The sequence below is a fragment of the Psychrobacter sp. JCM 18901 genome, assembly GCF_000586435.1.
Taxonomy (GTDB): Bacteria; Pseudomonadota; Gammaproteobacteria; order Pseudomonadales; family Moraxellaceae; genus Psychrobacter.
The window spans coordinates 1-24,023 of the sequence record NZ_BAWH01000005.1 but is presented as its reverse complement, the minus strand read 5'-3'; the positions used below and the strand labels follow the sequence as shown (position 1 = coordinate 24,023).

At 39.7% G+C, this 24,023-nt stretch carries 27 protein-coding genes and 1 pseudogene; 1 reads left to right on the top strand and 27 read right to left on the bottom strand.

Annotated elements, in window-relative coordinates; translation table 11 throughout:
* Positions 1 to 33: 33 nt before the first annotated feature.
* From TT11_RS05345 to TT11_RS05245, 25 genes and pseudogenes are all read right to left on the bottom strand, one after another.
* Positions 34 to 564, bottom strand: a complete 531-nt coding sequence (locus tag TT11_RS05345; RefSeq protein ID WP_261869389.1) for a hypothetical protein — start codon at positions 562 to 564, stop codon at positions 34 to 36.
* Positions 565 to 577: 13 nt separating this feature from the next.
* A complete protein-coding gene (locus TT11_RS05340; protein ID WP_261869387.1) occupies positions 578 to 967 on the bottom strand; it encodes a hypothetical protein in 390 nt (129 codons plus the stop codon).
* A 104-nt stretch (positions 968 to 1,071) separates the two neighbouring features.
* Positions 1,072 to 3,233: pseudogene (gene pglZ / locus TT11_RS05335) on the bottom strand (BREX-1 system phosphatase PglZ type A).
* A 25-nt stretch (positions 3,234 to 3,258) separates the two neighbouring features.
* The gene (locus TT11_RS05330; RefSeq protein WP_261869386.1) at positions 3,259 to 3,738 is read right to left on the bottom strand and encodes a hypothetical protein; all 480 of its coding nucleotides are present in this window, start codon (positions 3,736 to 3,738) and stop codon (positions 3,259 to 3,261) included.
* Positions 3,738 to 3,905: a hypothetical protein gene (locus TT11_RS17055; RefSeq protein ID WP_370587791.1), complete on the bottom strand. Its 168-nt coding sequence runs from the start codon at positions 3,903 to 3,905 to the stop codon at positions 3,738 to 3,740. The genes TT11_RS05330 and TT11_RS17055 overlap by 1 nt, the downstream gene beginning before the upstream one ends.
* On the bottom strand, positions 3,871 to 4,074 hold the full coding sequence (locus TT11_RS17050; protein ID WP_370587790.1) for a hypothetical protein: 204 nt from the start codon (positions 4,072 to 4,074) through the stop codon (positions 3,871 to 3,873). Before TT11_RS17050 ends, TT11_RS17055 begins: the two co-directional genes overlap by 35 nt.
* A 67-nt stretch (positions 4,075 to 4,141) precedes the next feature.
* Positions 4,142 to 4,531, bottom strand: a complete 390-nt coding sequence (locus TT11_RS17045) for a hypothetical protein (RefSeq protein WP_370587789.1) — start codon at positions 4,529 to 4,531, stop codon at positions 4,142 to 4,144.
* Positions 4,532 to 4,799: 268 nt separating this feature from the next.
* A complete protein-coding gene (gene pglX / locus TT11_RS17040; protein WP_370587796.1) occupies positions 4,800 to 6,698 on the bottom strand; it encodes a BREX-1 system adenine-specific DNA-methyltransferase PglX in 1,899 nt (632 codons plus the stop codon).
* Positions 6,604 to 7,278: a hypothetical protein gene (locus TT11_RS17035; RefSeq protein WP_370587788.1), complete on the bottom strand. Its 675-nt coding sequence runs from the start codon at positions 7,276 to 7,278 to the stop codon at positions 6,604 to 6,606. Before TT11_RS17035 ends, pglX begins: the two co-directional genes overlap by 95 nt.
* 169 nt (positions 7,279 to 7,447) lie before the next feature.
* Positions 7,448 to 7,951, bottom strand: coding sequence for a hypothetical protein (locus TT11_RS05320; protein ID WP_261869384.1), 504 nt, complete (start codon positions 7,949 to 7,951; stop codon positions 7,448 to 7,450).
* Positions 7,952 to 7,958: 7 nt separating this feature from the next.
* The gene (locus TT11_RS05315; protein ID WP_261869383.1) at positions 7,959 to 9,119 is read right to left on the bottom strand and encodes a DUF262 domain-containing protein; all 1,161 of its coding nucleotides are present in this window, start codon (positions 9,117 to 9,119) and stop codon (positions 7,959 to 7,961) included.
* Positions 9,120 to 9,257: 138 nt separating this feature from the next.
* Entirely contained in the window at positions 9,258 to 9,794 is a 537-nt protein-coding gene (locus tag TT11_RS05310) for a hypothetical protein (RefSeq protein WP_261869382.1), read from the bottom strand.
* A gap of 66 nt (positions 9,795 to 9,860) precedes the next feature.
* Positions 9,861 to 10,271, bottom strand: a complete 411-nt coding sequence (locus TT11_RS05305; RefSeq protein ID WP_261869380.1) for a hypothetical protein — start codon at positions 10,269 to 10,271, stop codon at positions 9,861 to 9,863.
* Positions 10,272 to 10,275: 4 nt separating this feature from the next.
* Positions 10,276 to 12,204 carry a BREX system P-loop protein BrxC gene (gene brxC / locus TT11_RS05300; protein WP_261869530.1) on the bottom strand — a complete coding sequence of 643 codons (1,929 nt, stop codon included), beginning with the start codon at positions 12,202 to 12,204 and terminating at the stop codon, positions 10,276 to 10,278.
* 20 nt (positions 12,205 to 12,224) lie between these two features.
* Entirely contained in the window at positions 12,225 to 12,923 is a 699-nt protein-coding gene (locus tag TT11_RS05295) for a hypothetical protein (RefSeq protein ID WP_261869379.1), read from the bottom strand.
* 47 nt (positions 12,924 to 12,970) lie between these two features.
* Positions 12,971 to 13,549: a DUF1788 domain-containing protein gene (locus tag TT11_RS05290; protein ID WP_201579698.1), complete on the bottom strand. Its 579-nt coding sequence runs from the start codon at positions 13,547 to 13,549 to the stop codon at positions 12,971 to 12,973.
* Positions 13,546 to 14,145, bottom strand: a complete 600-nt coding sequence (locus TT11_RS05285; protein ID WP_201579697.1) for a DUF1819 family protein — start codon at positions 14,143 to 14,145, stop codon at positions 13,546 to 13,548. The genes TT11_RS05290 and TT11_RS05285 overlap by 4 nt, the downstream gene beginning before the upstream one ends.
* Before the next feature lie 359 nt (positions 14,146 to 14,504).
* Positions 14,505 to 15,029, bottom strand: a complete 525-nt coding sequence (locus tag TT11_RS05280) for a hypothetical protein (protein WP_201579696.1) — start codon at positions 15,027 to 15,029, stop codon at positions 14,505 to 14,507.
* Positions 15,030 to 15,334: 305 nt separating this feature from the next.
* Positions 15,335 to 16,228 carry a hypothetical protein gene (locus TT11_RS05275; protein ID WP_261869377.1) on the bottom strand — a complete coding sequence of 298 codons (894 nt, stop codon included), beginning with the start codon at positions 16,226 to 16,228 and terminating at the stop codon, positions 15,335 to 15,337.
* 353 nt (positions 16,229 to 16,581) lie between these two features.
* The gene (locus TT11_RS05270) at positions 16,582 to 18,423 is read right to left on the bottom strand and encodes a hypothetical protein (RefSeq protein ID WP_261869375.1); all 1,842 of its coding nucleotides are present in this window, start codon (positions 18,421 to 18,423) and stop codon (positions 16,582 to 16,584) included.
* Between the two features lie 222 nt (positions 18,424 to 18,645).
* Positions 18,646 to 19,107, bottom strand: coding sequence for a hypothetical protein (locus tag TT11_RS05265; RefSeq protein ID WP_261869373.1), 462 nt, complete (start codon positions 19,105 to 19,107; stop codon positions 18,646 to 18,648).
* 8 nt (positions 19,108 to 19,115) lie between these two features.
* Positions 19,116 to 20,084, bottom strand: coding sequence for a hypothetical protein (locus tag TT11_RS05260; protein ID WP_261869372.1), 969 nt, complete (start codon positions 20,082 to 20,084; stop codon positions 19,116 to 19,118).
* A gap of 252 nt (positions 20,085 to 20,336) precedes the next feature.
* Positions 20,337 to 20,792, bottom strand: coding sequence for a hypothetical protein (locus TT11_RS05255; RefSeq protein WP_261869370.1), 456 nt, complete (start codon positions 20,790 to 20,792; stop codon positions 20,337 to 20,339).
* The gene (locus TT11_RS05250; protein WP_261869368.1) at positions 20,779 to 21,348 is read right to left on the bottom strand and encodes a hypothetical protein; all 570 of its coding nucleotides are present in this window, start codon (positions 21,346 to 21,348) and stop codon (positions 20,779 to 20,781) included. Before TT11_RS05250 ends, TT11_RS05255 begins: the two co-directional genes overlap by 14 nt.
* 245 nt (positions 21,349 to 21,593) lie before the next feature.
* Positions 21,594 to 21,812, bottom strand: a complete 219-nt coding sequence (locus TT11_RS05245; RefSeq protein WP_201616621.1) for a helix-turn-helix transcriptional regulator — start codon at positions 21,810 to 21,812, stop codon at positions 21,594 to 21,596.
* A 250-nt stretch (positions 21,813 to 22,062) separates the two neighbouring features.
* Here TT11_RS05245 and TT11_RS05240 point away from each other — a divergent pair, with 250 nt between their 5' ends.
* The gene (locus TT11_RS05240; RefSeq protein WP_261869365.1) at positions 22,063 to 22,386 is read left to right on the top strand and encodes a hypothetical protein; all 324 of its coding nucleotides are present in this window, start codon (positions 22,063 to 22,065) and stop codon (positions 22,384 to 22,386) included.
* A 183-nt stretch (positions 22,387 to 22,569) separates the two neighbouring features.
* On the opposite strand, the gene TT11_RS05235 is transcribed toward TT11_RS05240, so the two are convergent.
* Together TT11_RS05235 and TT11_RS05230 are read right to left on the bottom strand one after the other, a co-directional pair.
* Positions 22,570 to 23,196, bottom strand: a complete 627-nt coding sequence (locus tag TT11_RS05235; protein WP_201579692.1) for a hypothetical protein — start codon at positions 23,194 to 23,196, stop codon at positions 22,570 to 22,572.
* Between the two features lie 18 nt (positions 23,197 to 23,214).
* Positions 23,215 to 24,023, bottom strand: an 809-nt coding sequence (locus TT11_RS05230; RefSeq protein WP_261869363.1) for a hypothetical protein, incomplete at its 5' end; no start/stop codon positions are given.

Sequence of the window (24,023 nt, the reverse complement as noted above, 5' to 3'; positions counted from 1 at the left end):
ACTATCGAAAACCCTTGGGACAAATGGGACAAATTAAAAGTCATATTCAGACTTGTATTCTGAAAAATACTTATAGCTTGTCTGTTCTATTTTGTCTAAATCACTTTCACTAAATAGAATTTCGACATTATTCTTTGAGGGTGCTAATGAGGAAAACATACTATCATTCAGATTATCAGACGGTATGAAACAATTGTATAGATTTGATGATTCGCGACCATCCTCTTCAGTTAGCTTGGCATATATACACGCTTCACCATTTACACGAGCATATCTTGTATTATGGAAGCCATGATCTCCGAAATTGTCAGGATGGAGATTTGTAGGATAAACTACTCCGTTTTTAACATAGCTAAGCGTAAGCTCCGTAGGCTCATCTCCTTCTGAAGGGACAGTTCTCAAACTTATAACAACTTCTTCATTTTTTGATAAGATAATTCTATTTTTAGACTTTTGTACATCTTTCAAGTATTTAGTACTACAAAAGTAGTTACTCGAATTATTTTCACACTTAACTCTTTCTATCCATTCATCAGAATATCCTGTGTTGAGCTTAGATGGCACAAGGCTTGCGATCTTAAGATTTATTTTTTTCCTCATCCATTGATGTCTGTGACAAAGCTTTAGAGTCCGGCTTAGTAGTTGGTAATTCAGTAGCAAAACTGCTATTCATAAATTCATCAAAAGCAGCTTGACCAGGATCTTTAGAGGCTACCTTTATGAATCCGTTGTCAGCTTGAATTGAGTTGTCATTATTTGTAGAGCTAGTAGCTACCATTCCCATATCTTTCTTCTGATCGCTAGTTACTTTATTAGCATCATCACTATTATGTGAGGCTTCTTTAGATTCAGAAATAGAGACTTTTGGATCATCAATTACGTCAGTTGATTTATCAAAACAGCCTGTAATCGCAATGCTGCCAAAAATGAGCGATGAGAAAATTTTAAAATGATCTAATAATTCCATTTTTTTTAATTACCTTTAGTAGATTAGATAGCCAAACAAAAGTAAATCAATGTATCACAATTGAATTGTCTAAATCTATTAAAACAGTACCATTTTATCTATCCTCAGAAAAAATCATCCAAATGAGCCAAGTCAATTGTCACACTATACTGACTATAGTTAATCTGTGTTTTAGCATCTTCTAATATCAGGGTATATTGCGCATTGCGGTCAAACTGTGATCCGATTAAGCTAAGCCTAGCTTCGCGAGTACGCTCATCCATAATCTTGCTATTACTGTCAAAATTTATCGTCTCTCTACTAGAGATTTCTTTACCATCACTATCTACAATGAACACATTAATCTGACGAGAGACAAATTGCTCACCTACCGCATCCGTTTGAATAAATTTGATCTTATCGATATTACTGACTAGTTTAATTGGCTGGTTTGCCACAACGACACCCACTGGCTGATTCTCAAACTTAGTCGCCTGCTCCTTATCTAGCTCTCGAATATGGATAATAGGCACACATATCTCTTGCAGCATCGCACCACCATGAACGAATTTTGCACCACTAACAAAATGAAATCTTTGGCTGGCTTTTGGTATTAAAAACTCGGTCTGGTTCGACGAATCAATTAAGCCGTTGGCTGTATTGCTGATAGATCCTTTCCAATAAGCGTCGTCTGATGGCAAGTCATCACCAATCACGTAACGCTTTTTGGCCTCCATGACGCCACTAGGTTTTGTGGTTAGCTTGGTCTTGTTATCGGCAACAAGATCTTTTTGTTGGAAGAGAAACCCATGGTCAGCAGTTACTACGACGTGGCTGCCATTCAGACGATTGATGATGCGACCTACTAAGTTTTTTAACTCGTCAATGGTACTGCGGCAAGCTTCAAAGGTCTTTTCTTCAGTTGACGCGCTATCGCCAATAGCATCAATCGTGTCATGATAAATATAAACGACTCTTGCAGCACGGATTTTATCGCGACCCTCTTGATTACTCCAGCTCATAAGCTCTTTGGCACTTACTGCCATACCGTCCACTTTATTCAAGATTTTATTTCGGTTATCTAAACCTGCTGATGAGACGCCATCAACATAGACAGATTTACCTTTTCGGGCTGATAGCTCAGAGAGTCATGAGGCAACAGTGCCGCCATACCTAGCTGAGTATAGCTCGGTAATACACCTAACTGTGTTGAGATACTGGCCTTGAAACGTTTTTCATTATTAATAATTGACCATAATTCAGATGCCACCTCATAACGCAAAGCATCAGAGATGATGACAAAGGCTCGTTGTAGCTGAGTGGTGTTCAATCGTGCTTGCACTTCATTACTATAAAAGTTGTACTGATTTGGGACGTCTGTTATCTGCCATTTATCTAATAGTTGCTCATGATCTAAATGATGATCCCAAGCCAGTCCTAACTCATAGAGATACCAGTTGGTATATATACTCTCGATCTCTTCATCTAGCCGTCTGAGCATATCAGAACCGATGCTTAGCGAGATAAGCACATGCTCATTGAATAAGCGATAGGCTTGATCAAACTGGTAAATATCACTGACGTAGGCATCATACATCGATTTGGCACTATCAAAATGAAAACCATCAACATACGTGTGACGAAGATAAATCAGCATTTCTGCACTACGTAACGCTTGGTAAGAGCTAGTATAAGCAGAATTAGACAAGCTCCAATGGCTTGCCAGCCTAGTTGAGACAATACTGTCAAACTCAACTCTATCGAGTGTTATGCTGCTGTCTAGTAGCGTTTCTACCAAGCCGCGAATGATATTTTGCTCAACCGTCTTAAAGGTTTCGCATCGAACCAGCTCAATAGGACGATACTGGCTGCTTTTAGCACTGATATCAAGTTGCTGGCCCAATTGATGAGATACAACCTCATAATCTGGGCAATACGTACGACTATCACGCCAGCTGACCATAAATGCCAGTGCAGTGGCTCGACCTGCATTGCCTCTTAAGACATTATTAGCGAGCCAGTCACGCTCGATGCCTTCTGTCTGAGTCCAGAAATCCGTGCAAAATAACTTCAATACAAAGTCTGAAAATGACGGCTGTTCTGTGACGTAGCCATAATTTTTATCAAGCTCTATCCAGAGTGCATCGACCAAATCAAACTTGGTCAATTGCTCCCATAAAGGCAATCCATTTGTATCATCCTCTAAGTGGCTTGCATACTCTTTTAACAAGCTAAATAAAATATCAGACAGATGGCTTGAGTCAGACTTAACAACTACAGCGATCATCTTACGATCAAGAGTCAGCGCATCGTCATTGTCTGCTACTCGTTTTTTTCAATCCTGCTAAGCGCTGCTTATTGGCAAAGAATTTTTGGCGGTTTTGAATATATGAGCGCAGCGCCATGTTAGTAATGCCAAGTTCATTGAGTAGCATCGAGCTATGATCTGCAAAAAACTGCTCACTATACAGGCGTATATCAAGCAGCCAATCACGCTCAGGCTCAGATTCTACTTCCGGAAAATAAAGCAAAAATCGTCTTTTAGGCTCATCTATTTCAATACGCTTTTTGGTGGCCAATACGGATTCATCAGCCATATTTAGAACCGTTACCTCTGTTGAGAAGCTCTCATCACTATCAACGTTATCAGCATTAGCGTTAATGGCAGCGGTCAAAGGGTCATTGAGACTATCCAACTCTTCTATAAAACTTTGGTCAGGATCGTGCCAAAATACGATTCTGTTGTCTTTGAACTTGGCAACGATACCTTGAATGAGTTCACTAGCCTGCATCAGATAACCTCCGGCGCTGATCCAGTGATGGACTTCACATCAGAGAGCAGATCACCAAACTTGCCATAGTTTACTTTTACGCCATCATCTAAGTCTAAGGAGATGCGCATGTCTGCATAGTGCTTGAGCTTGTCATCGAACTCGCGCAATTCGACCTGTTGCTTCACTAAAGCGGCAAGCTCTTTTTTTGAAGCGGTTGGCATCACTGGTAGAGTCGGCATTGTCTATTTGCTTATCTAGCTGTTCGGCATAGGCGTCATACTTACCCAGTAGCGGCGTGACATACTCTGTACGCATACGTGACAAGGTGCCTTCATTATAGCGATGCAAGTACACTAGGCACTCAAAAGCCTTGTTTTTACCTGAGCTAAATACCAGTATATCGGGCGCTTTTTATAAGTCTTTAGATGGTCTTTATAGAATTGGGTCGATAGGTAGCGACGTATGGTTTCAAGCGCGGATTCGGACTGCCCTTTTTTTTAGCGAGCGGTTTGATGGCATGCAAGCATAGCGACTCAGCGATAAAGTCTAAGTTCTCTTGCAGATGCTCAGAACCCCATACAACTTGTACAAACTCACGCAAACGGTCGGTGGCATCGTCTTTAAACCACTCTTGATCGGTCAATGGAATGATAGCGTTCTGGTCAGCGGGGAAGCTTTTGTAAGCGCCCTCAGCGACTAACTCATCAAAACCTTCATTGCCTGAATTTGCATAGACTAAACCTTCACGATCTAGTGAGTAACGACCTAGCATGCAACCAATTGAGTAGGATAGTAACTCAACTACAGCCATAGATTTAAACTTAAATTCTAGTTGTAACTCATTAGTGCCCTTACCAAAACGATATTGGGAATTAGATAAAATTGTAGGGAAAGCTGACTTTCTTATTATATTATGCTGTATGTCATAGATTTCACATAATTTCTCATCTATAGAATCTTCTATCGATCTGAGACTATCAGTTAAATATACACACTGCTTTTCAAACTCATACAAAGATAGTTTTATACTTGATTTTTCCATAGAAATTAAATAACTTCTCCTAAAATCCCAGGAAGACTCAAACAAATCCCAATCTTTTTTTGCTGATCTCAATTGCCTTACTAACTAAGCTTATAATGCAACTATAGTCTGCAACTATATAAGGGAACTTCCTAACTTCTCCTGCTTGATAGTTAATAGTTGGACTTATTGCACCCAAAAAATGATCACTAAGACTACTATTTAGAAGAGCAAGTGGAATCTCAATTGAATCTCCTTTTTCACTGAAAACAGTTGGACATGCTGAATTAAAAACAAACCCAACATCGTTATATCTTAGTGAAAACCCTGATGTACCAATTCTTGACCAAGATGCACCTTCCAGAAAATAAAATTTCCTTGAAGGAAGGTTGTTACCACTCTTAGACAGCTTGGAATAAGAATCCTCATCAAATTTAATAACCCAATCAAAGTTCCCATACCATTTCCGAAATTCACCGCCTTTCGTATGAGGAACATATTTACCTCCAGAAGAAAAGACATCTTGTTTAGATGTGGCAAAAAACTTTATTTCTGAAAAATTAACTTCATGCCAAAATCTAATAAATTCATCATTATTACCTGTGTCGAGACCTACTCTAGGTTCGAAGAATTCTGTTAATTGTTTAGATTCATCATATATATTATAGAATTTCTGTTCTTGCCAGTATACGAAAGGACTCCCTGGAATTTTTTTAAACTCCTCTTGAATGAGATGTTCATACTGGAATTTTCGATGTAATAATGCTTGCTTCTTATCTTCTTCATTTCCATCTAGTAATCGGTAAAAAGTCGGCTGATAGCTTTGGATACTTTTATTTCTAATAATCCAAGCAGTCGTTTGAACAATCTCCCCACTAATTTGACTAAACGCTCTTGCACCTAAATGTGCCATAGTAATAATTGTACGCTCTGCCAGTAAACTCTCTCTCAGTTTTTCATAGCTTGATAGAAACATCCAAGACTGCATATTTATTTGTGCATTGAATCCATGTTCGGTAAGTAGTGAAAAACCACGCTCCATAAACATCGCAAATAGATCTGACTTGCTATGTGGATACTTTTTCTTAGCAAACTTTTTTAGCTCGCTATTCATTCCTTTGCCACCCATATACGGTGGATTAGCAATTACAGCATCATAACGAATGGACAATATAAGCGCCTGATGGATAGTTTCACTCAATTGCTTAGCGGCAGGTCGTTGAAATGAATCTCCAGACTCCGCTAGCTCAATCAAAGTCTCATGCATCTCTTTTAAGTCATTATACTCATCCGCTGGCACCTCAATCAGCGAACCAAACGTCTTCGCCTGACTAAAACGCGCAACTGTACGCTGCAATAACTGATAGCGATTGTCCGCCTCAAACGAGCTAAGATCTTGCGTCTCATCCGCGAACATATCTTGGGATGTGCCATTATCCCAACCACCAGACAAATTCAACTCACGCCACACTGCTGGCAAGTTGATATGATTGCCTTCTTGTAGTGCCAGTACATTGAGACTGACATGACGGGTAAAGATACGCTTATCATCAGCACGTGCCAGCATCATCAGTGCAAATCCTGATAACTGAGCCGCTCGATCATCGATATCTAGACCATATAGATTATTCTCTAGTATCTTCTGTGGTATCTCACGAGAGCGAAAGCCGCGCTCTTCATAGATTGCCTTTAACACGTTATAAGCTTCGATCAATATATGGCCCGACCCTACCGCTGGATCGAGTACCTTGATACTCTCAGGATCGATACTATCAGGAGTCATCGCTTGCAGTTGCTCATTGACCTTGGATGATTGCTCGGCAGGCTCGATATAGTGTTCCATCTGAGCTTTAATCGCTGACTCAGGATAGGTCTGTAGCCACTGACGGCCGACTGAGTTTTGTACCAAGTACTTTACAATCCAATTGGGCGTGAATAGCTGAGTGGCGGCTGGGATATCTTCGCTTTTGACTACCTTGCCCATGACCTCGTCTTTTTTTCTCAGAGATATAGAACTGATACAGCCAACCAATCACCTCGACCTGTTCCCAATCCTCTTCAGGAATACCATCGACCAAGCCGCGCAGTATCGAATCGGTACGAGTAAGATTATCTGGTAATAGCAGCTCAGTCGCATCATCTAAGGCTTCAAACAAAAACGGCATGGCTTCATGCAGCTTATGACACTGCTTTAGCAAAAGCCGCCGATATAACGTCTCGTCTTTATTACCTGCCAGCTTTAACTCAATAATATAGTCACGGTCTAACGCTAACTCGTCAGCAGCATCCACAGCATGATCGATAATCTCAAATCCTGTAGGATTGTCTGGATGCGACAATACGCGAAAGCCATGACCAAGATAATCATGAATCTCCATATAACGAATCGCGCATAAGCGGTTAAACCAAGTATAAGCGCCTTGCTCTACCAGTTGCTCAAAGCCCATCTGCTCGCTGAGTGCCACCAAGCGTCGTCTAGGCTCAGCTAAAGCACTGTCGAAGTTATTGCCATTAATTTGTAGCACAGAGCCTTGCACGATGGCTTCTGCGATGTTTAGCTCGCCTGCTGTACTGCCTTTTGCTTCGGTTTGCGAGATACCAAAGCTATTTAGACGTTTGGCGACTGCTCCATAAACTCACGGCGGGCTTTTGGCGCATATTTTTTTATATTACTGGTATTCATAGTGACTCTTGTGCCTCAGCTTCTTATACTTCAATATTGATAGTGCTATCTGTCATGCTCTGAGTCGAGCTTAGTGCTATTTTGATACGTGCTAGTAGCGTTTGATGGCGCTCATTGTAGAACGCCATAAACTCTATGAGCTCTTCAGGCAATGATGAGATTGCTTGAGATTGCAAATGAGCAGTCCTAGCATGAGTATCTGGCCATTGCTGGGTATACCACTCATGTGGCATTTTCTGTCGTTTCTGATTATTCATTGAGCCTTCAAGCAGCTGTAGATTTGGTAGCTTATTGGACGCTCCAATAAGTTCTTCTTGTAGTTCAGCTGGCACGCCTGCCTTACTGAGTTTATTTTTGGTAAATAGTCCCTTAGGATAGATGTGGTCGACATGAAAATGTCGTGAAAAATCAAAGCCCGGGAAAAGTAGAGTTAGCAAGGCAAATGTTCTAGGATTGCCATAATCAAGCTGAGCAATCTCGCTGATCTCTTCAGGGTCAAACCGTAGCGACTTACCCCTCTGCATCATAGTTACTTCAATTTTTTTCTAAAGGGAATCCGTCATTACCAAATTGTTTAATATCAGATCGAATTGCAGTAAGCAATGTGTCTAATCCGCTTCCCCAAATGCCGGAAGCTTTAAGCAGTGATCGGATCAGCCAGTTGCGAATATTCTCTCTATCTTCCGCATATTCAGAACGCGTAAGATAAGACATCGTTAGATTACGATGATACAAGTAATACGCTATCGGCAATATAGCACTAGTTGCTCTTAGATTTTGTCCATTGAAGCCAAAACTTGCCAGTAGCTGCATTGTTAGCAATAGAGCTTCACGTATTGACTTCCAATTCTGCTCTAGGACAGCCATGTTGTCTTTGATAAAGTTCTCAACTTTGAATCCAACACTACCTATATCTGATAGCATCAACCCTGCTTTCAATACTAAATCCTTAGATACATTGAAGCCATCGCCTATACGCTTCATCTCATCTACTAAGAAATGGATTTCATCGCGAGCGTTCAAAGTGCCCCACTGTGCTACAGCAATTGAAAGCAGTAAGTCAGAATAAGACAGTGTAGTACCACCACTGTTCATTCTGATAAAAATATTCAGTACGCGCTCCAGACTTTGATCGCTTTCTTCATAAAAAGAAATTTTATCCTTATCATGAATAGTCCGATATAGGTGGCGCAGTGTTGAGCGAGCTTGTTTCTTTTGCTCAGGAGATAATGAAGTATCATCCGCGACTTCATCAATTAGCGAATCTTCTTCCTCCTCCATGATACGACCCACCCTAAACCAATAATCTCCTTGCTGTTCCTGACTAGCCTTATCCTCAGTGAGGAACTGAAAGTCATACTTGGATTCAGTTTCAAGTTTTGGCTCTGCTAGTAGATTCAGATACAGCTTGCGCACCGGAAAAGCATCATTATTACTCCACCACTTGCCATTGAGTTTCCAAGCATAAGAACCTCGAAGCCCGATATTCAATGCAGTGATTCGCTGTTGCCCATCTAATACAGCGACAAATTCTCTTTCTGGTAAGTTTGTGATACTTTCACAATGCGGGTTATCTCGTTCATGATAGTACTGCATAAACTTATAAAACTGATACTTACCACGATTCTCAGACTTTATCTTCCAAAATAGAAAAGTTCCAAACGGGTACTCTTGCAACAAGCTATCGAAAAGCATACAAATCTGCTCAGGCTGCCATACAACTCACGTTGAATGGCAGGTAATAAATACTCCCCGTCAGCAACTTTATCTAGCAGTTTTCTTATCGTTCCACCAGCTTGATACATATCTATTCTCAATCTATATTATGAGTTATTATTTAATCCGTACTCGATCACCAGATTTTACCGCAGCTATTAGCTGCTCTCTTAACGCGTATAGATAATCATCTACTTCGGCAGTGCTTTCGATAAAGTCGCCCAATATTGAGTGCTTCATGACATTTTTAGGATCAATCGTAACGGTACGCTTGGCGACTGGAGCAGGGATAACGGGCTTAGGTACAGACTGCGGTACAGTCTTACCTGCTTTTTCGGCTTCTGCCTGTTGTCTTTCATACTCAAGAGCACGCTGACGCTGCTCATTTTCGACCTGCTTACGTTGCTGTTCGATAAAGTCATTTAATAACTCATTTGCATTTTCCTCATGATCTCCAGCTTCCGACTGTTCGCTGAAAATCTGCGGAATAGAGTTAGTCTTCTCTATGCGCTCTCGACATAACTGCAGGGGACGCAGCGCTTTATTACTAATATCCGCAGGTGCCGATGCTTCTGCTAGCGCTTGGTTAATACGCTCAATGCGCTCATCCACTCTAATAAGAGCGTGAGCGCGCTTGTTTTCTACCAAAGCCAAGTTAATCTTATTAACCTGCTCAATGAGTGGCTGATACGGCGCATTTGACCGTAAGGCGCTGGCATGTCATAAATGCTTTTGAGCTCTTGTAGAGCCTTTGATGCTTGCGGATCTTTTTTCAAGCGCGTGCAAATTCGCCTTAAAGCTCTCATTCAATGCAGTAGAGAGGGACTGCCATATGTGAAACTGACTATCATAAAAGTCATCGAGGTCTTCAAATTTTTCAACAAACGATTCCAATGCATCGGCATCTTGCAAAAATCGCTCAATAAATTCAAAGCTCGATTTTTTTTCTAGTATGCCCGCTACCAATACCAACCCATCATTAATCTGTGGCTTACCAGGAAAATGTCCTGTTTGCGATTTTGTGCGAAAAGATTTTAACGCTTCATTCCAGTTTTCTAATGCTTGTTTTATGAGTTCATACAGCTCTTTTTCACCAGAGCCAATAAAGGTCTTGGAAAATAGTTCTTTCACCAAATTAGAGGCTTTTTTTAACCTGACTATCATTAACCTGACGAATTTTATTAACTCGTATGTCGCCACGCTTACGTACACTATTAAACGGCTCATACGCTCTATTAAGTGCTAAATCGCTACCTTGCAGACTAAACGCAAGCTTACCTGCCAATCCAAGCCGTGCGACTAACAGTAGTATCTCATTGACAGGCCAGCCATAAGGACGTTTGCCAAAGTGAGTCACGATATCACTTAAATAAACTGGCTCATTGCGCTCTATTCTGAACGAAACATACTGCTCTACTTCGCGAGTGGCGTCTGGGTTGCACTCATCTGCTTGAAGGTCAAGTCCTAGCTGGGCGACATTATCTGCTACTAATACTTTCTGTAGCTCAGGCAGCACTTCACCTGGTGTCACATTTAGCAAGTTTAGTTTGGCAAAAGTATTTTCAACGATGTACTTATAGGACTCTTCAACGATAACGCTTGGTGTCACTGATTTTTTTGGCATCTTAGTACCGATAGCATAGACACTAGCTTCTGCAAATAATGCTTCAAAACCCACCTTTAAGCGTTTTTCACGTGCCATGTTCTCCATTTGCTTTTCACGCAGTAGGTGCTCTTGCTCTGGCCGCTGTCCTGAATTTTGTTTTAAGAAGCGATCCGTCTTTATAAATACCGTCAGATCATCCCATAGACGCTGGTCTTCATCTAACTTGATTAGTACAGAGCCATTATCTTTCAGACTATGCTCAATACATGCCTGCTCATGAGAGAAGCTGTCGTAATGGCTATCTAGTGGCGATACGACTTTGATGACTAAATCTTCAAGGGTTGTACCATCTTTAGGATGACCATTACAAAATCGGCTAACCATAAAGTCTTGTTTATTTATAGGATAACGGTAGGTTCGGTTGTTCTTAAGAATGTCATTAAATACAATAGTCGAAAGTTTATTCGATACCTCAGACATCTCAAAATCTGTTTGACGGATCTCGTTTTCAATCTCTTTTTCTTCATTAGTCAAAAATATAAATACATCATTATTGCGTGCGATTAGCAGCTGTTTTTCTAACCTATTTAAGCTATCTTCAATTTGCTTACGTAACTTAATTTTATCAGCATCGATACGATCAATTGATAGGGTTACGAGGTTATCTAAAGTGCTTTTGACCACATCGACATAACGAATCAGAAATAAAGTTTTTAAGATATTTTGATCAAACTTAGTCAGTGATTCTGAGTCACAGGCTTGATCAATAGTACGCTTGATTGCTGGTTCTAGAAAACTCTCAATAGGTGCGTAGAAACTATGAAAAGGAACGAGCACATCAAGCTCATTATTCTTCATCTGCTTTGCTGCAGATTGAAACGCATCTAGTAAAGAGCGTTCACCCATGGCCAGATTCTTACCACTTGCCCCTTTAACCCTAATAGATTCAAAGACCTTTTGAACCAAATTATAGTGATAAGGGACAAAGGGATAGTTATCTACAAAGGATAAGCTATCGGTATAGCCTTTTAGATCAGCTGTGGTTGTCTTATCGAAAGTTAACTGATTGCGTAGGATATCGCCTTTTTCAGCGAATATATCTGTGAGCTGCTCATGAGCCTTATCTGTTTTAGATAACAGACGCTTTTGGATAACCTCAGAGGTGTTCGAACTAGACAACTGCAGACGAGTATTAAAGCGACCTTGAATCTTAGAGAAGTCTTGACCATCACCTTTGCTCATCCCGCCAATAGCAGCGTCAATATCTGCCTGTGATGTAACAACTACCCAAGCACGACCACCACAGTACGTCCCTAAGTCTTCAGTAATAGTCTGCAGCTTAAGCATCATTTGGGTGTTTTTACCAATAAACTGCCCCACTTCATCGACCATAAATAATAAATTGCGGTCGCCACTACTATCTAGGTAGTCATTTACCCACTTACAAAAATTTTGGATATCGAGTGGGAAGTTATTCTCTATTTGCTGTACCAGTGTTTAGCAGACTCTTTGGACTGATCGCTGGCATGAGCCAAAGCTTCTGATAGCTCATCGCGGTAAAAGTCATAAGCATCACGCTCTTCTTCCCACGTAGATAAGGTTAACTCAGCGAACTTGGCCTTAAATGAATCGTATTGGTCACGCTTATCAAGCTCGCGTTCTAGATGTGCAATATGAGGAAAGTCAGCACAGTAACCCACACGCTCGTTGAATACTTTTAAGAATACTTTAAGAATAGCATTCTCACGATCTTCGGTGTTCGCTCTTGAATCAATATTGAACAAGATAACATCGGTATCTTTGCTAACAGACTTTTTAATATCTGCTAATAAAGCAGTATCTGTAATCTTGTCCTTAAAAAAATCAAAGGCTTGCCGGCCTTCACCATCTTTCTCTACTGACTTATTTTCTAATAAGTATGACAATATTTTTAGAAAATGTGACTTACCAGAGCCAAAGAACCCAGAAATCCAAACCCCGACTTTTCCAGACATAGCAGAACCACTATGATCTACAGAAGGCGCATAAGCGGAAAAAAACGCTCGAAAATGCCTATTAAGCTCTTGCGTTATGACGTACTCATCTAGCTCAACATAGATACTGTCGTTATCTTTTTGCTCAGCTTTGACAACGCCATTGATATCACGAGTCAGCTGTTTTGAAAAAAATCTGTTCAATATTCATCTAGTAGGCTCTCTATTTTATTTCTTATCATTGATAAATTTTATTTGCCACTTTCAGACACTAATTTAAAAGCGCGATAGTAGTTTTTGGATTCAATCATGCCAAAAGGATATAAATCTCTTCCGCTGTATTCACCAGGATAAAACAAAACCAATGGGGTACTACCCATGATATCTTGTAATGCGCTAAGCAGCTCATGACCTCTAACCAAAGGCCATGCGCTTCCTAAGCCTGATAACAATACAAAATCCAGCTCAGAGGGTTGATATTTATTGGCAATAAATTTAGCCACCTTATCTTGGCTAAGTGGCCCTGCTAGCGTTTTACGTAAACTATCAACACCCACTTGCTGTTCACGTAAGCAGGCACGTTCAAATAAGCCGCGATCTTCAAGCATATCAATAAGCACTGTAAATATATTTAGATGAACAAAACGATAATCACGCTTATCTAACTTTTCAGTAATATGCTCAAGGTGGTCTCGTACCACCAATTCATACTTTGCTGGATAATCGAAGATCCAAAAACCAATCTCGTTACCCAAACCATCGTTTTTTAAGAATTTTGAGCTCTCTATACGTTCAAGAATTAAATCCAGCCGTCTCTTAAGCGCATTCATATCGTGCACTCCATAACATCGATCAAGTCTTCCCTATTGATGCTTATAAGACATTCTTTTACTTCTGGTAGCAGGTAAACAGGTTGGATCTGACGTTTACGACTAGTACTTAGATAGCCACTATCTACTAATGACTTAATCGCATTATTGCCCATTTTATTAATAGTGGACTCAAAGAATTTATTTAGCTCTGGATATACACGTATCTGTGTGTCATAAAACTCAGTCCAAGCATCAGACGCCAATGTAGGCTTGTAGGTTCTGCGCGCTTCAGCAAGACTTAATCGCATAAAGTCAGCTACTATCGGAGAGTTAATCAGCAATGCTGCCATTAATAGCTGAATATAGGCACGCTCAGTAGACTCAAGCAACGATGCTATAAAGTCGTCACCAAGCCCTCCAACACGATGGCGAATCGTTTTCGTATAGCGGCTTGCTGTCTGTGCTGATCTCTTTTGAAGGATGTTTTGCTCGATAACAAGTGATTTCCATTCATCATCAGATAAATCCTTTAATAGATAACCTGCAATGATTCGCGACTCAGTAATCAGCAAACTTGCTCCGATTAGATCACCAACGTAATCTTTTACATTCATATTCTAGTTACTCGCGATTGGTAGTACAGTCGAACCTGACAGTTTCAACTTTTAGATAACAAAAAAAACTCACGTAGGTAAGTCCCAAATAAGTGCTTGTGTCTTTCTTTTATCAGAGCACTAATTGTCGAGCATAGCCTACATCAATTGGTCAGCTCATACTACAGATTGAAGCAAATTATGTGAAAGCTTTTCAACTTATATTATTTTCATGCCTTACTCAAGTCACATTATTGACACACGTCATCATAATATAATATGAAAATACTTGAGCCTGTTTTAAATAAAAAAACACCCTAAACATTTCATTTAGGGTGGCTTCAAAAACTATAGGGGGATATTAAGAAAATATGGATGCTTTAGTAATACTCTCTTACCAATTCTTGCTCTGTCTTGTCAAACTTAAAACAGAAAGGTTTGCCTTGCTTATAATTATCAGACATTCTATAGGCATCAATATTTCCAGAGAAACAAAAACGGTCAGACCCAATATTGAAATCAAACTCAACAATAGCGCCCGCTTTGTTCACAGCAACTGGATTCCCATAAGAATCACTTGCAGGTGAAAGTGCATATCCAAAGGGATGCACGGTTTTTGTACTAGTATCAATCACAACTAAACGATAAGGTTTTTGACCAACAAACCCTGTTTCATTAGTCTCAAAAAGGTAAAGTATTTTATCACCATCGAAGTTGGGTTCACCAGTTTGTAGAACATTGGCATAGCTCTTTAGTCGATCATCTGTACAGAATTTTTCATTCTCATAATCAAAATCGCACTCAGATACAGTTACACCGTACTTTGTGACGGCAGCATTAGAGATAGAAGGAAAACCCCATACGAGTATTGATACTGCAAAAAGCAATTTTGTACTTCTTAACATTAAATTCATCCTAGTAATTATTTGGTAAGTTTTATCAATTTTAAAAGAGAGTTTTGATACTAATGCACACCTACAGGGTTTTAACGACTCTTTGATTAGAGACACTTAGATTATGTATGAGGTGATTGATGCTTATAGACATCATATCAACTCGTATAAGATGTGAAAAAAACTTTACGACGAACGGTAGCTGTTTTATAGGTTCAATCAACTGATTTTAGAACTTAAAATAATAATTTAACCCTATAGAAGATACCTTTGTTTGTACCTGAAAGACAATTTTAAATAAAAAAATCACTTTTGCCTTAATATTTAACTAATATCATCAGTAAGTAACCCAAATATTTAAGTACACCCGATGAAGCATAATAATTGCCTGTCATAGCTAAATTCTTATCAGACCGCTTACACTTTTTCTGTATTACCCTAACATCATGACCATGAAAACTCTCACGAGCACCAATACGTATCAATCTATCGAGCCCTAGCTCTTTTTTAATATCTCTTACTGCTTGCTCACTATGCGCTCTAATCTGCCAACAACTGGCATCAATCAGCTGACAACCTACTGTCACGAAATGCTGTAGCATCTCAATCTGGGCCTCTTTAATCCCAAAATGAATTGATGAAGTACTTAAGTTCTGTTTACCTGTAAATATTTTCACAAACGACTTCAGTCTAGCAGGCTCATCAATTGACATCTGATACGCACTATCAAGTGCCTTAACTAAAACCTCTTGGTTTTTATGTCCCGCTGGGGCACTCAAAAGCAACCTACCATCAGTAAAAATCTGACTGGCTCTATCGTAAATCTGTCTAGCTTCGTTTATAGCGATCCCATGCCTTAGTGCAACCTCTGGTAACCGCTCAGCTCTTTTATCAACGCTTATTTTTTGCAGCTCTTCTAACAGCGCAATGACATCGTAAACTTTAGGATGAATAAATATAGACGGCTGAATATCTACTGCGTCATTTTGTGTGTTTTGCTGGCAAGCTGTATTAGCTGGAGTGCTGTTATAAGAAAATAGAAACTCTTTGCCCGCAACCTTATTAATTAAATAGCCACGCATCTTATCGAGATGAACCTGTTTAGTGCTAGGACTATAAGCTCTGCCATCTTGTCTATTTACTGTCTGATAACCAATACCTGTCACCATCTCAAATACAGTTATAGGCATAGCAAGCTTGGCTTGACTCATTTGCCAGCCAGCCAGCAAATGAGCGGTATGGATGTAATATTCAAACGTAGTATCTGGCGTTAGATGACCAGCAAAGCTAGCCAGCCCAAACCACATTCCCTTTTCTTTATTATTAGCAAGCACGGCGCTAACAATAGCGGCGCTATGATCTTTATCATAATCCGTCATCACCTGCGCTAGTGGCGATCTGCTTAATACTAGTGCCAATTGACTAATCGCAGTATGCCGAAAGCTATGAAAGGTGAAATCATGCGTAACCAGCAATCTATCCCATATAATTTTCATCATATTACTGAAAAACATAGATGCTAGTGGTTGATCACCTGATCCTTGTGAGAATAAATAACGGCGCTTCAACCTTTTTTTTGTTGATAATAGAATGCGATGAACAGTTGTAATTCTTCAGTCTTGAAAAGCTTGTCTATCGGTATTGCTCTTTTGGCACTACTGCTCTTGAGCCTACGATACCGATTGGGTTTGAGAATTATTTTTGGCGCTTCAACCACTTGACCATTGATGACACCTATATCCGTAATGTCTCTAACCTTAATACCAATGATTTCATTAATACGCATGCCAGTGCGATAAGCGAGTGTTAGTACAATCAAGCAAAGCCGCTTTTGATCAACCTCCAACTCTGATAACTGCACATACTCTTTCATCACATGATAGACACGCGGTGATATCATATTGGCTTTAACTACTTGACGATTATTACCCCATGGAAAATAAACATAGGGAGCGTCAAAGTGCGTACGCTGATGATCATGAAATGCTTTCAGACGACCATAAGTAAATTTCTGGCTGTCTTTTAGGCGATCAAGATGAGATAGCGATTGAATAGCAGTATTGTTATCATTATCTATACCACTAGACGTATCATCTTCAAACTCTGACGACTTGCTCAGTACAGACAACTTACGACCATCTTTCATCTTACTCTGAATAATCTGCTCATAAACTTCTTCAAAGTCATTGCCCTGCCACTGATCAACATCCTCACCCATTGTCAGCATCAGCCAGTCGCGACCAATGCAGCCCACATATTTACTGATAGTATTTAGTCTAATGCTCTTATCACCGAGCAACGACAGAGTCCAACTAAGCAAGCGCTGCGCATTAGACTGGCTAGCATCTGTCTTTAATGTTGTGATAGTAGAGATAGCAGCAACTCTGGTCAGTTTGAGCGCGTCTTGCAGCTCTTTGATCAGGTTTTTGCTAAAGCTTGGATAAGCTGTGGTATTTCTCTTGTCTTGTGATTTCCCTGCCGTCTGATAACTGACATCAAACAACTCAGACCACTCAAGTGGCTCAAGATTTGGCTTAATGGTTTCTTGGTTATAATAAATAAGTTTCTCAGTCGGCAGCCCCGTGGTTTTTATATCACCTTGTTTTACCACAGTAAGCGCACCATCAATCAGGCTACCTTCTATTTGCCGCCAGTGATAGTTGGCATATTTGATGAGCAGTGAGTGCTGGGGGCGATCGATATCCTTATTAGTGAGTTTAAGCGTTTTTGAGATGTCGTTAATTATGGTATTAAATGGCTTTATCTTGGCCGTGTTTAACTCCTTATCCTTTAGAGCATATAAAAAACACAAACTCATATCATCAGGAATATAATCAACAAAACGGAGTAAGCTTTCACTCTCATCAGCCGCGCAGCCATAATTATCGTCACATACCCTAAGCGGTATCACAACCAATGACTCTGCCCTACTTTTTCCATCAGTTGCTGGCATGTCAATTTTATACATACGGCGCTCACCAAACAGCCAATCATAGAGCGCTCTTAGCACCTCAATATCGTTCATACCACCAGACATAATGCTGCAATACAGCAATCCCTCAACCAAGTCGTTTACTGAGAAACGCCGTTTTCGTTGCCAAACCTCTATCATTGTCGCGCTACTGTCTGCCACAGCACGTCCATTCACAAACCAATCATAGTTAATGGTCAAGCGCTCACGAGTTGCCAGTATCGGTACCACAGGCTCATTCAGATATATCTGATGGGTTTTATTATAATCACGAACAAACTCTAAAAACCCGCGCCGCGCCAATTGGAAGTTTTGAGCGGTGTCGAACGTCACTTCTAGTAACTGATTAATTGCTTCGTAGTGATGCTGCAGCTCACAAGGCGGCTGCATAGAATTTTGATTGATATATTCTTCGATTAATTTTTTTAGCGTCACGCTTAACACTTTTTTTGGATTCTTCTCTATTAAGCTGTCGCAGTTTATGAGCACTTATATTATCCATATAGATGAACCTCAATTTGTTTTAAGTGAAGATCTGTAGCGATCGCATCTAAATGAGGGCTGATCTGGTGCAGCTGATTGATAAAGCCTGATGACATCGGGTGCATAAATTCCTGATCAGCATGTTCGTGACCGTAAAGCGCACAAATCAGATAGTCAGGCACGCGCTGTGAGCATAGACCTCAGCTGATGACGTAGCCAGTTATCCTGATGACTAAAAAAGTCTTGCAACTGATAGCGGACTCGGCTTGGCGTAATACGGGCAAAGCCTTTTGGATTTCTTTGGTAAATTTGAATGAGGGGTTGTTCTGATTGCAAGATGTCATTGATGGGATAACGCGCTGCTGGATATAATGAATTATAGATAGCGGCAAATTGCTTAATATAAATAATGTAATTTTGAATAGCCGTTATTAAAAACTTGCTAAGAGGAATGAGCCTGCCATCAGACTGCGCATGACGCTCTTCTTTGTCAGACACCCATAACATGCACCGATGAAAGTCAAACTGGTGTAGCAAGCCGGGTGCGTGCTTAACTGGCCGGATACCCGTTTGGATCATAACAATATGCCACAACCAAATGCTATAGCTATTAAACTGCGAAATATAGCGATCCATGTTGGATTTTAGCTTGCCATTAAAGCTCTCGGCACTGACAGCCAGTTGATTAAAGAACTGCTGGCACATTGTGTCTTTAGTGCCATATCACTACCAATGTGGCTTCTATGCCCGTTCATCGGTACGCTACACTCATCTATTAAAAGTGCTTTTTGCTCATCATTGCAATATTCAGTTATCAGCTCTACCGCTTTTATATAAGTTTGCTCTAGCTCTACCGTTTTAGTGCTAAGGTAATACAGCGAGGAGCTATGCCGTACATCAACACCTGTGATCAGATCAGCATATAAGGGCTTATTAATCTCGTTTTTGATGAGGATAAATAGGCCTGCTTCAATATACTGCGGACTCAGTGCTGGTAGGTTAAGTAGATCTTTAGCATAAGAGATAGCGTCTTTAACAGTATCGGATGAAACGGTAATTTTATCCTCAAGCATAACTTGTAAAGCTTCAGGAATTGCACGATAAAAGGTACTGCCATAGCTTTGTCTGTGGGCAAGCAGATGACTTCGAGTATTGGTCGTCACATCAATCGTGATGGCAATGCTACTAACTTTACGGACACGGTCATAGACCAAATACTGCCGTTGACTGCGACTGCATTGCCAATCAGCAATGATGCTATCAATACTAAGTCCACTTAATAGTGACAGTAGTAAGACGACATACCCAGTGCCACTTTCTTTATCAACACTCATAAAGCGTTGCCAAAGCGTGGCGAATAACATTTGGTATCCGGTAATGCTTAGCTGACGATGATTGGTTGGGAAATGAAATTGATTACGGCGGGCATGTTGATGGTTATTTTTCAATCGCCATTGCTGCAGCTCAGAGGATTTAGCAATTTGTGTGACGGGCTTAAAGTCATTGTCTAGCAAAGGTACTTCGTCGTCATCAGCAATATTTTCAGCGATTGCCACGTTACTGTGCTTTTTTTGATTGTTTCGTACCAAACACAATACTTTGTATTGGCTCATTGTCAGTATCCACTAATGTCTTGATGACGGTTTGAGCCGACTTTACGCGTTTAGTACTCTCAGTATAAGTTTTGCCAACAAAGGTTTTATTATTAATTACCACCTCATAAGCCAGCCTGATTTGCCCTATTTTACTACCAAGATATTGGTTCGCTGTTTTACCTGTTGCCTCTTTCTGTTTAACGCTTACTTCATATTGTCTGATATAAGATAAGCATGAGGACAAGCTATCGCACTGATCGTGAATACTGATTAACTGGTCGAGAATCTCACACTGCGGATCAGAAGTCTTAGCGCCATTCGAACCCGTACGCCAAGCTTATCTATTTTGGCAAAGTGCTTGTCATGGCGTACTGTGATCATAAATATCACTTTTAAGTAGCCGCTCATAAACCGCCAAGCATTACTCTTAACGTCTATCGCACCATACGCCTGATAAAAGACAATTAGCATATAGCTGACTGCCCACTCTCCAGTTTTACCTTCCCGAATGATTTGTGTCGTTACCTCAGTGCAGTCTATGCCAGTAAAGTCTGCGAAATTAGATTCTGATATTGAGTGCAATAAATCAATATCAGAATCTTGCACCAGACTAATCACATCAATCACGAGCTGAGACATTTGTATGTGATGTGGTGAACCTACTGGGATAAGCTTATCAAACACTCGCCTGTCGATCACATCATTAAATAATTTAGTGTGACCCATAAGAGGCGTCCATCCAATTCAGATTTTTGGGCAGACCCAGCATCGCCTCATCATTGGCTAATTTACACTGCTGATACTCATAAGCACTTTGGCTGATACCAGCAAACCTACAATAACTGTCTACCGTCAGTCGCTCAATATTCATGAGCTCGCAAATAATACTTTTTGATGCGCTGGAGCTTAAAGCCTTTAGGAACTCAGGATGATTAATTCCCCTTGAGAAGGCCAGCTCGACAACCTCACTCCAAGCTAAGCGCTTAATATCTCTCAGGCTTTCAGCGGCAACTAAGCAAGGCTGACGTGAACTGGTCTCTTCTATTAAAATTTCATCAAACCTTCTAAACTCATTAAAAAAATAATAAGTCGAATCTTTACCAATGACCAAACGTAGTGGTGGGCGATAATAATCATCCAAGCTAGCCATATTTATATTAGCTATTCTTGGCCTAAATTGATGCCATATCAACAATGCCTTTTGCGCATCTTGATGAACAACCAAATTATATTTACTGAAAGTTATAAACTTCTGAGTAGGCTTTAGATGAATACCATTCATTTTAATATCATTAATAGTGAATTATAATAATTATGATATGTTATAACTTATCGATTGTAAAGACTTTAATATTGCTGTTATATTTGTATCTTTGGATAACTCAAATACTGATTCATAACCATTTTTTTTAGACAAAAAAATACTCTTCAGCCCGTGATTAATAAAGGCTAAAGAGTATTTTGAAATTTCAATTTTAGTTGGGTGAGGAGGTTAACATCTTATATCAGTAAACCTTCCTATCAAGCTTAGTTCTCTTCATTGTCATCGGGAACATACTTTAAAACATCCCCTGGGCTGACTTTTAATACCTGGCACAACTTACTCAAGGTATCGAATTCTATGCGAGTTGTCTCATCGTTATAAATTCTATGAAGCGTTGATTTGCTGATGTCTGTCATTCTTACTAAATCTGCAACTCGCAATCTTCTTTCCGCTAAAAGCACTGGTAGATTACATGAAATCACAATAAAATCCTTATTGGTAAGTAAAAAATACTTGCCAGTGACTACTTTTCTGTTAAAATAATACTCGTTGGCAATAACTAAGTTTCCGTCAAAAACTATTTTGTGCTGACTAACGCTCTATTATGTCATAGACTCATCTTACTGCTCAATAACTGGCTAACTATGATGGGGGCGACTTGTTCAATAGATATAGTGACTATAAAAATGTGACGCTAATCATAGTCATTCTGCCATTAAAAAGGAGTATATTGTGGGCATCAAAATTGAATGGAGCATGACACAAAATGCTTGGGACAAACGGGTCTGTAAAGATTATTGGGCCTATAATCATAAAATCAGCTATGTAGATTATGTACGTATGCTTTGTCAAAAATATAATATTAGCTCGCAAACATTGTTTGAAACTATAAGCCAATGCTATGCTTGCTTAGATGATGTTTGCTGTGAGTATTGTGGTAGCGCCTGTCCAATTGAAGTACCTGCTGATATCGCTATATACGGGCAAAAGAGAGTTGGTTTTGTGCAGTATGTGAGCATGCTATGTGGAGAAGTGACTTTATTAGCAAATAAATAATCAAATCTACTTTTGGCTAAAAAAACTGAGGTTTTTATCTGACATAATCAACCCCTCTCACTCAAAGCGCTAAGTCTATTCGTATGCATGACGATTTGGTTTTCGTTAACTTTATCATCAGTCAACAAGGCATCTGTATAGCCAAATATATTTCCATTTATGTCGTGATATCACATAGCCTATTCAATCCTCAATATATATCACTTTTAAATGAAACGAGTTAGGCTCATTAGTCATACTGGAACAATAATAAATGGACGCATCGTCAGCAGATGACCATTCTTCAATAGCATCTGATATATAAGCCAAGGATTCCATTGGTAAACTTTGCATGCTCTGCATACCAACAAAAACCCCTTTAGTATCATGAGTTTTTTCAAGTTGGCCAATTAGCTTGTATGTAGCTGTTTTTACCACATCTAACTCAACCTCACCTGTAGCGCTTGTGTGAACAAACTGGAATGAATTGCCACGCTCAAGTAAGTTTATAATATCTACCGCATCTATGCCGATAATAGTGCTTGCAGAAGTTACATCAAGCAGTTCAACGACATCATTTATTTCCTCAGGATGACACTTAATAACTGCTTCTACGATATCTAAGCTTTCATGGTCATGATCATCTGTTTGTAAGCCTACTAAAATATCAGCCTTTACTTTCTGTTTTAGCTCAAATAGTGCCTGCTCATTCCATTCATCGTTCATAATAAAACAACCAATGATAGCTGGTAGAAAATACTCTATTTTTGGTCGATATAAAGCGGCACAGGGGGTGTCATCTATTTGCGAGTTGTCGAGCTGATACTTCATGATTATACTCATTGATAATTAGAACTTTTCATTCAATAAATGGTTATCATTTAAAATCTGAAACACTGTGTCCATTTCTTCCAAAATTTTATCTGCCATCGTGCTTTCATCTATCATTAACCATGCCTCACTCGAACCTTTCCAATCCTGCGGATCAAAGTAATAGTAAGCAGGCCATTGAGCAGAAGAGCTCACTTTTTCATCAGTCAGCATCGTATTCAGTACCGTTTTCATATTTTCTGTATGTGGACACGCTTTCGCGGCTTCTACAGAAGTGAACTTAATTCCTAAAATTGGACGATCAAACCCTGCATTATCAAACTCGAAGCAAACCCAACCCATATCGTAGCCAGGAATTATGAATCTAACCTGTTCGTATCTTCTGCCCTCGCCGATATAACTAATATCTAATTCGTAATCAGTTTTTTTATATTTTGCTAACAAATCTATTTTTAACTTAGCTATCAGCTCTTTCTTCATTCGATCTACAGTGTTAGATACCTTGATACTGGCATCAATAGTGGCTGCACTCTGTTTAATGATATCTAAAATTGCGTTGTCTTCATTCATATCTTCTATTCCCATAAACTGTTTTTGAATAAACTTAGTTAGCTGTGCAATAAATTCACTGACACTATGATTTTGGCATTCTACTTGACACGCTTTGAGCCAACCAACCAGATCGCTAAACCTGAGATGACTATATTGATTACCGATTATCCAATCTTCTAAAGTTGTAGTATCAACGCTATATTCGCTTGGTACGTCATTATTTTCGTTTAGATAAACAAGATGCCAATGCTTGTGTTTTCTATTTTCAAGTTCAG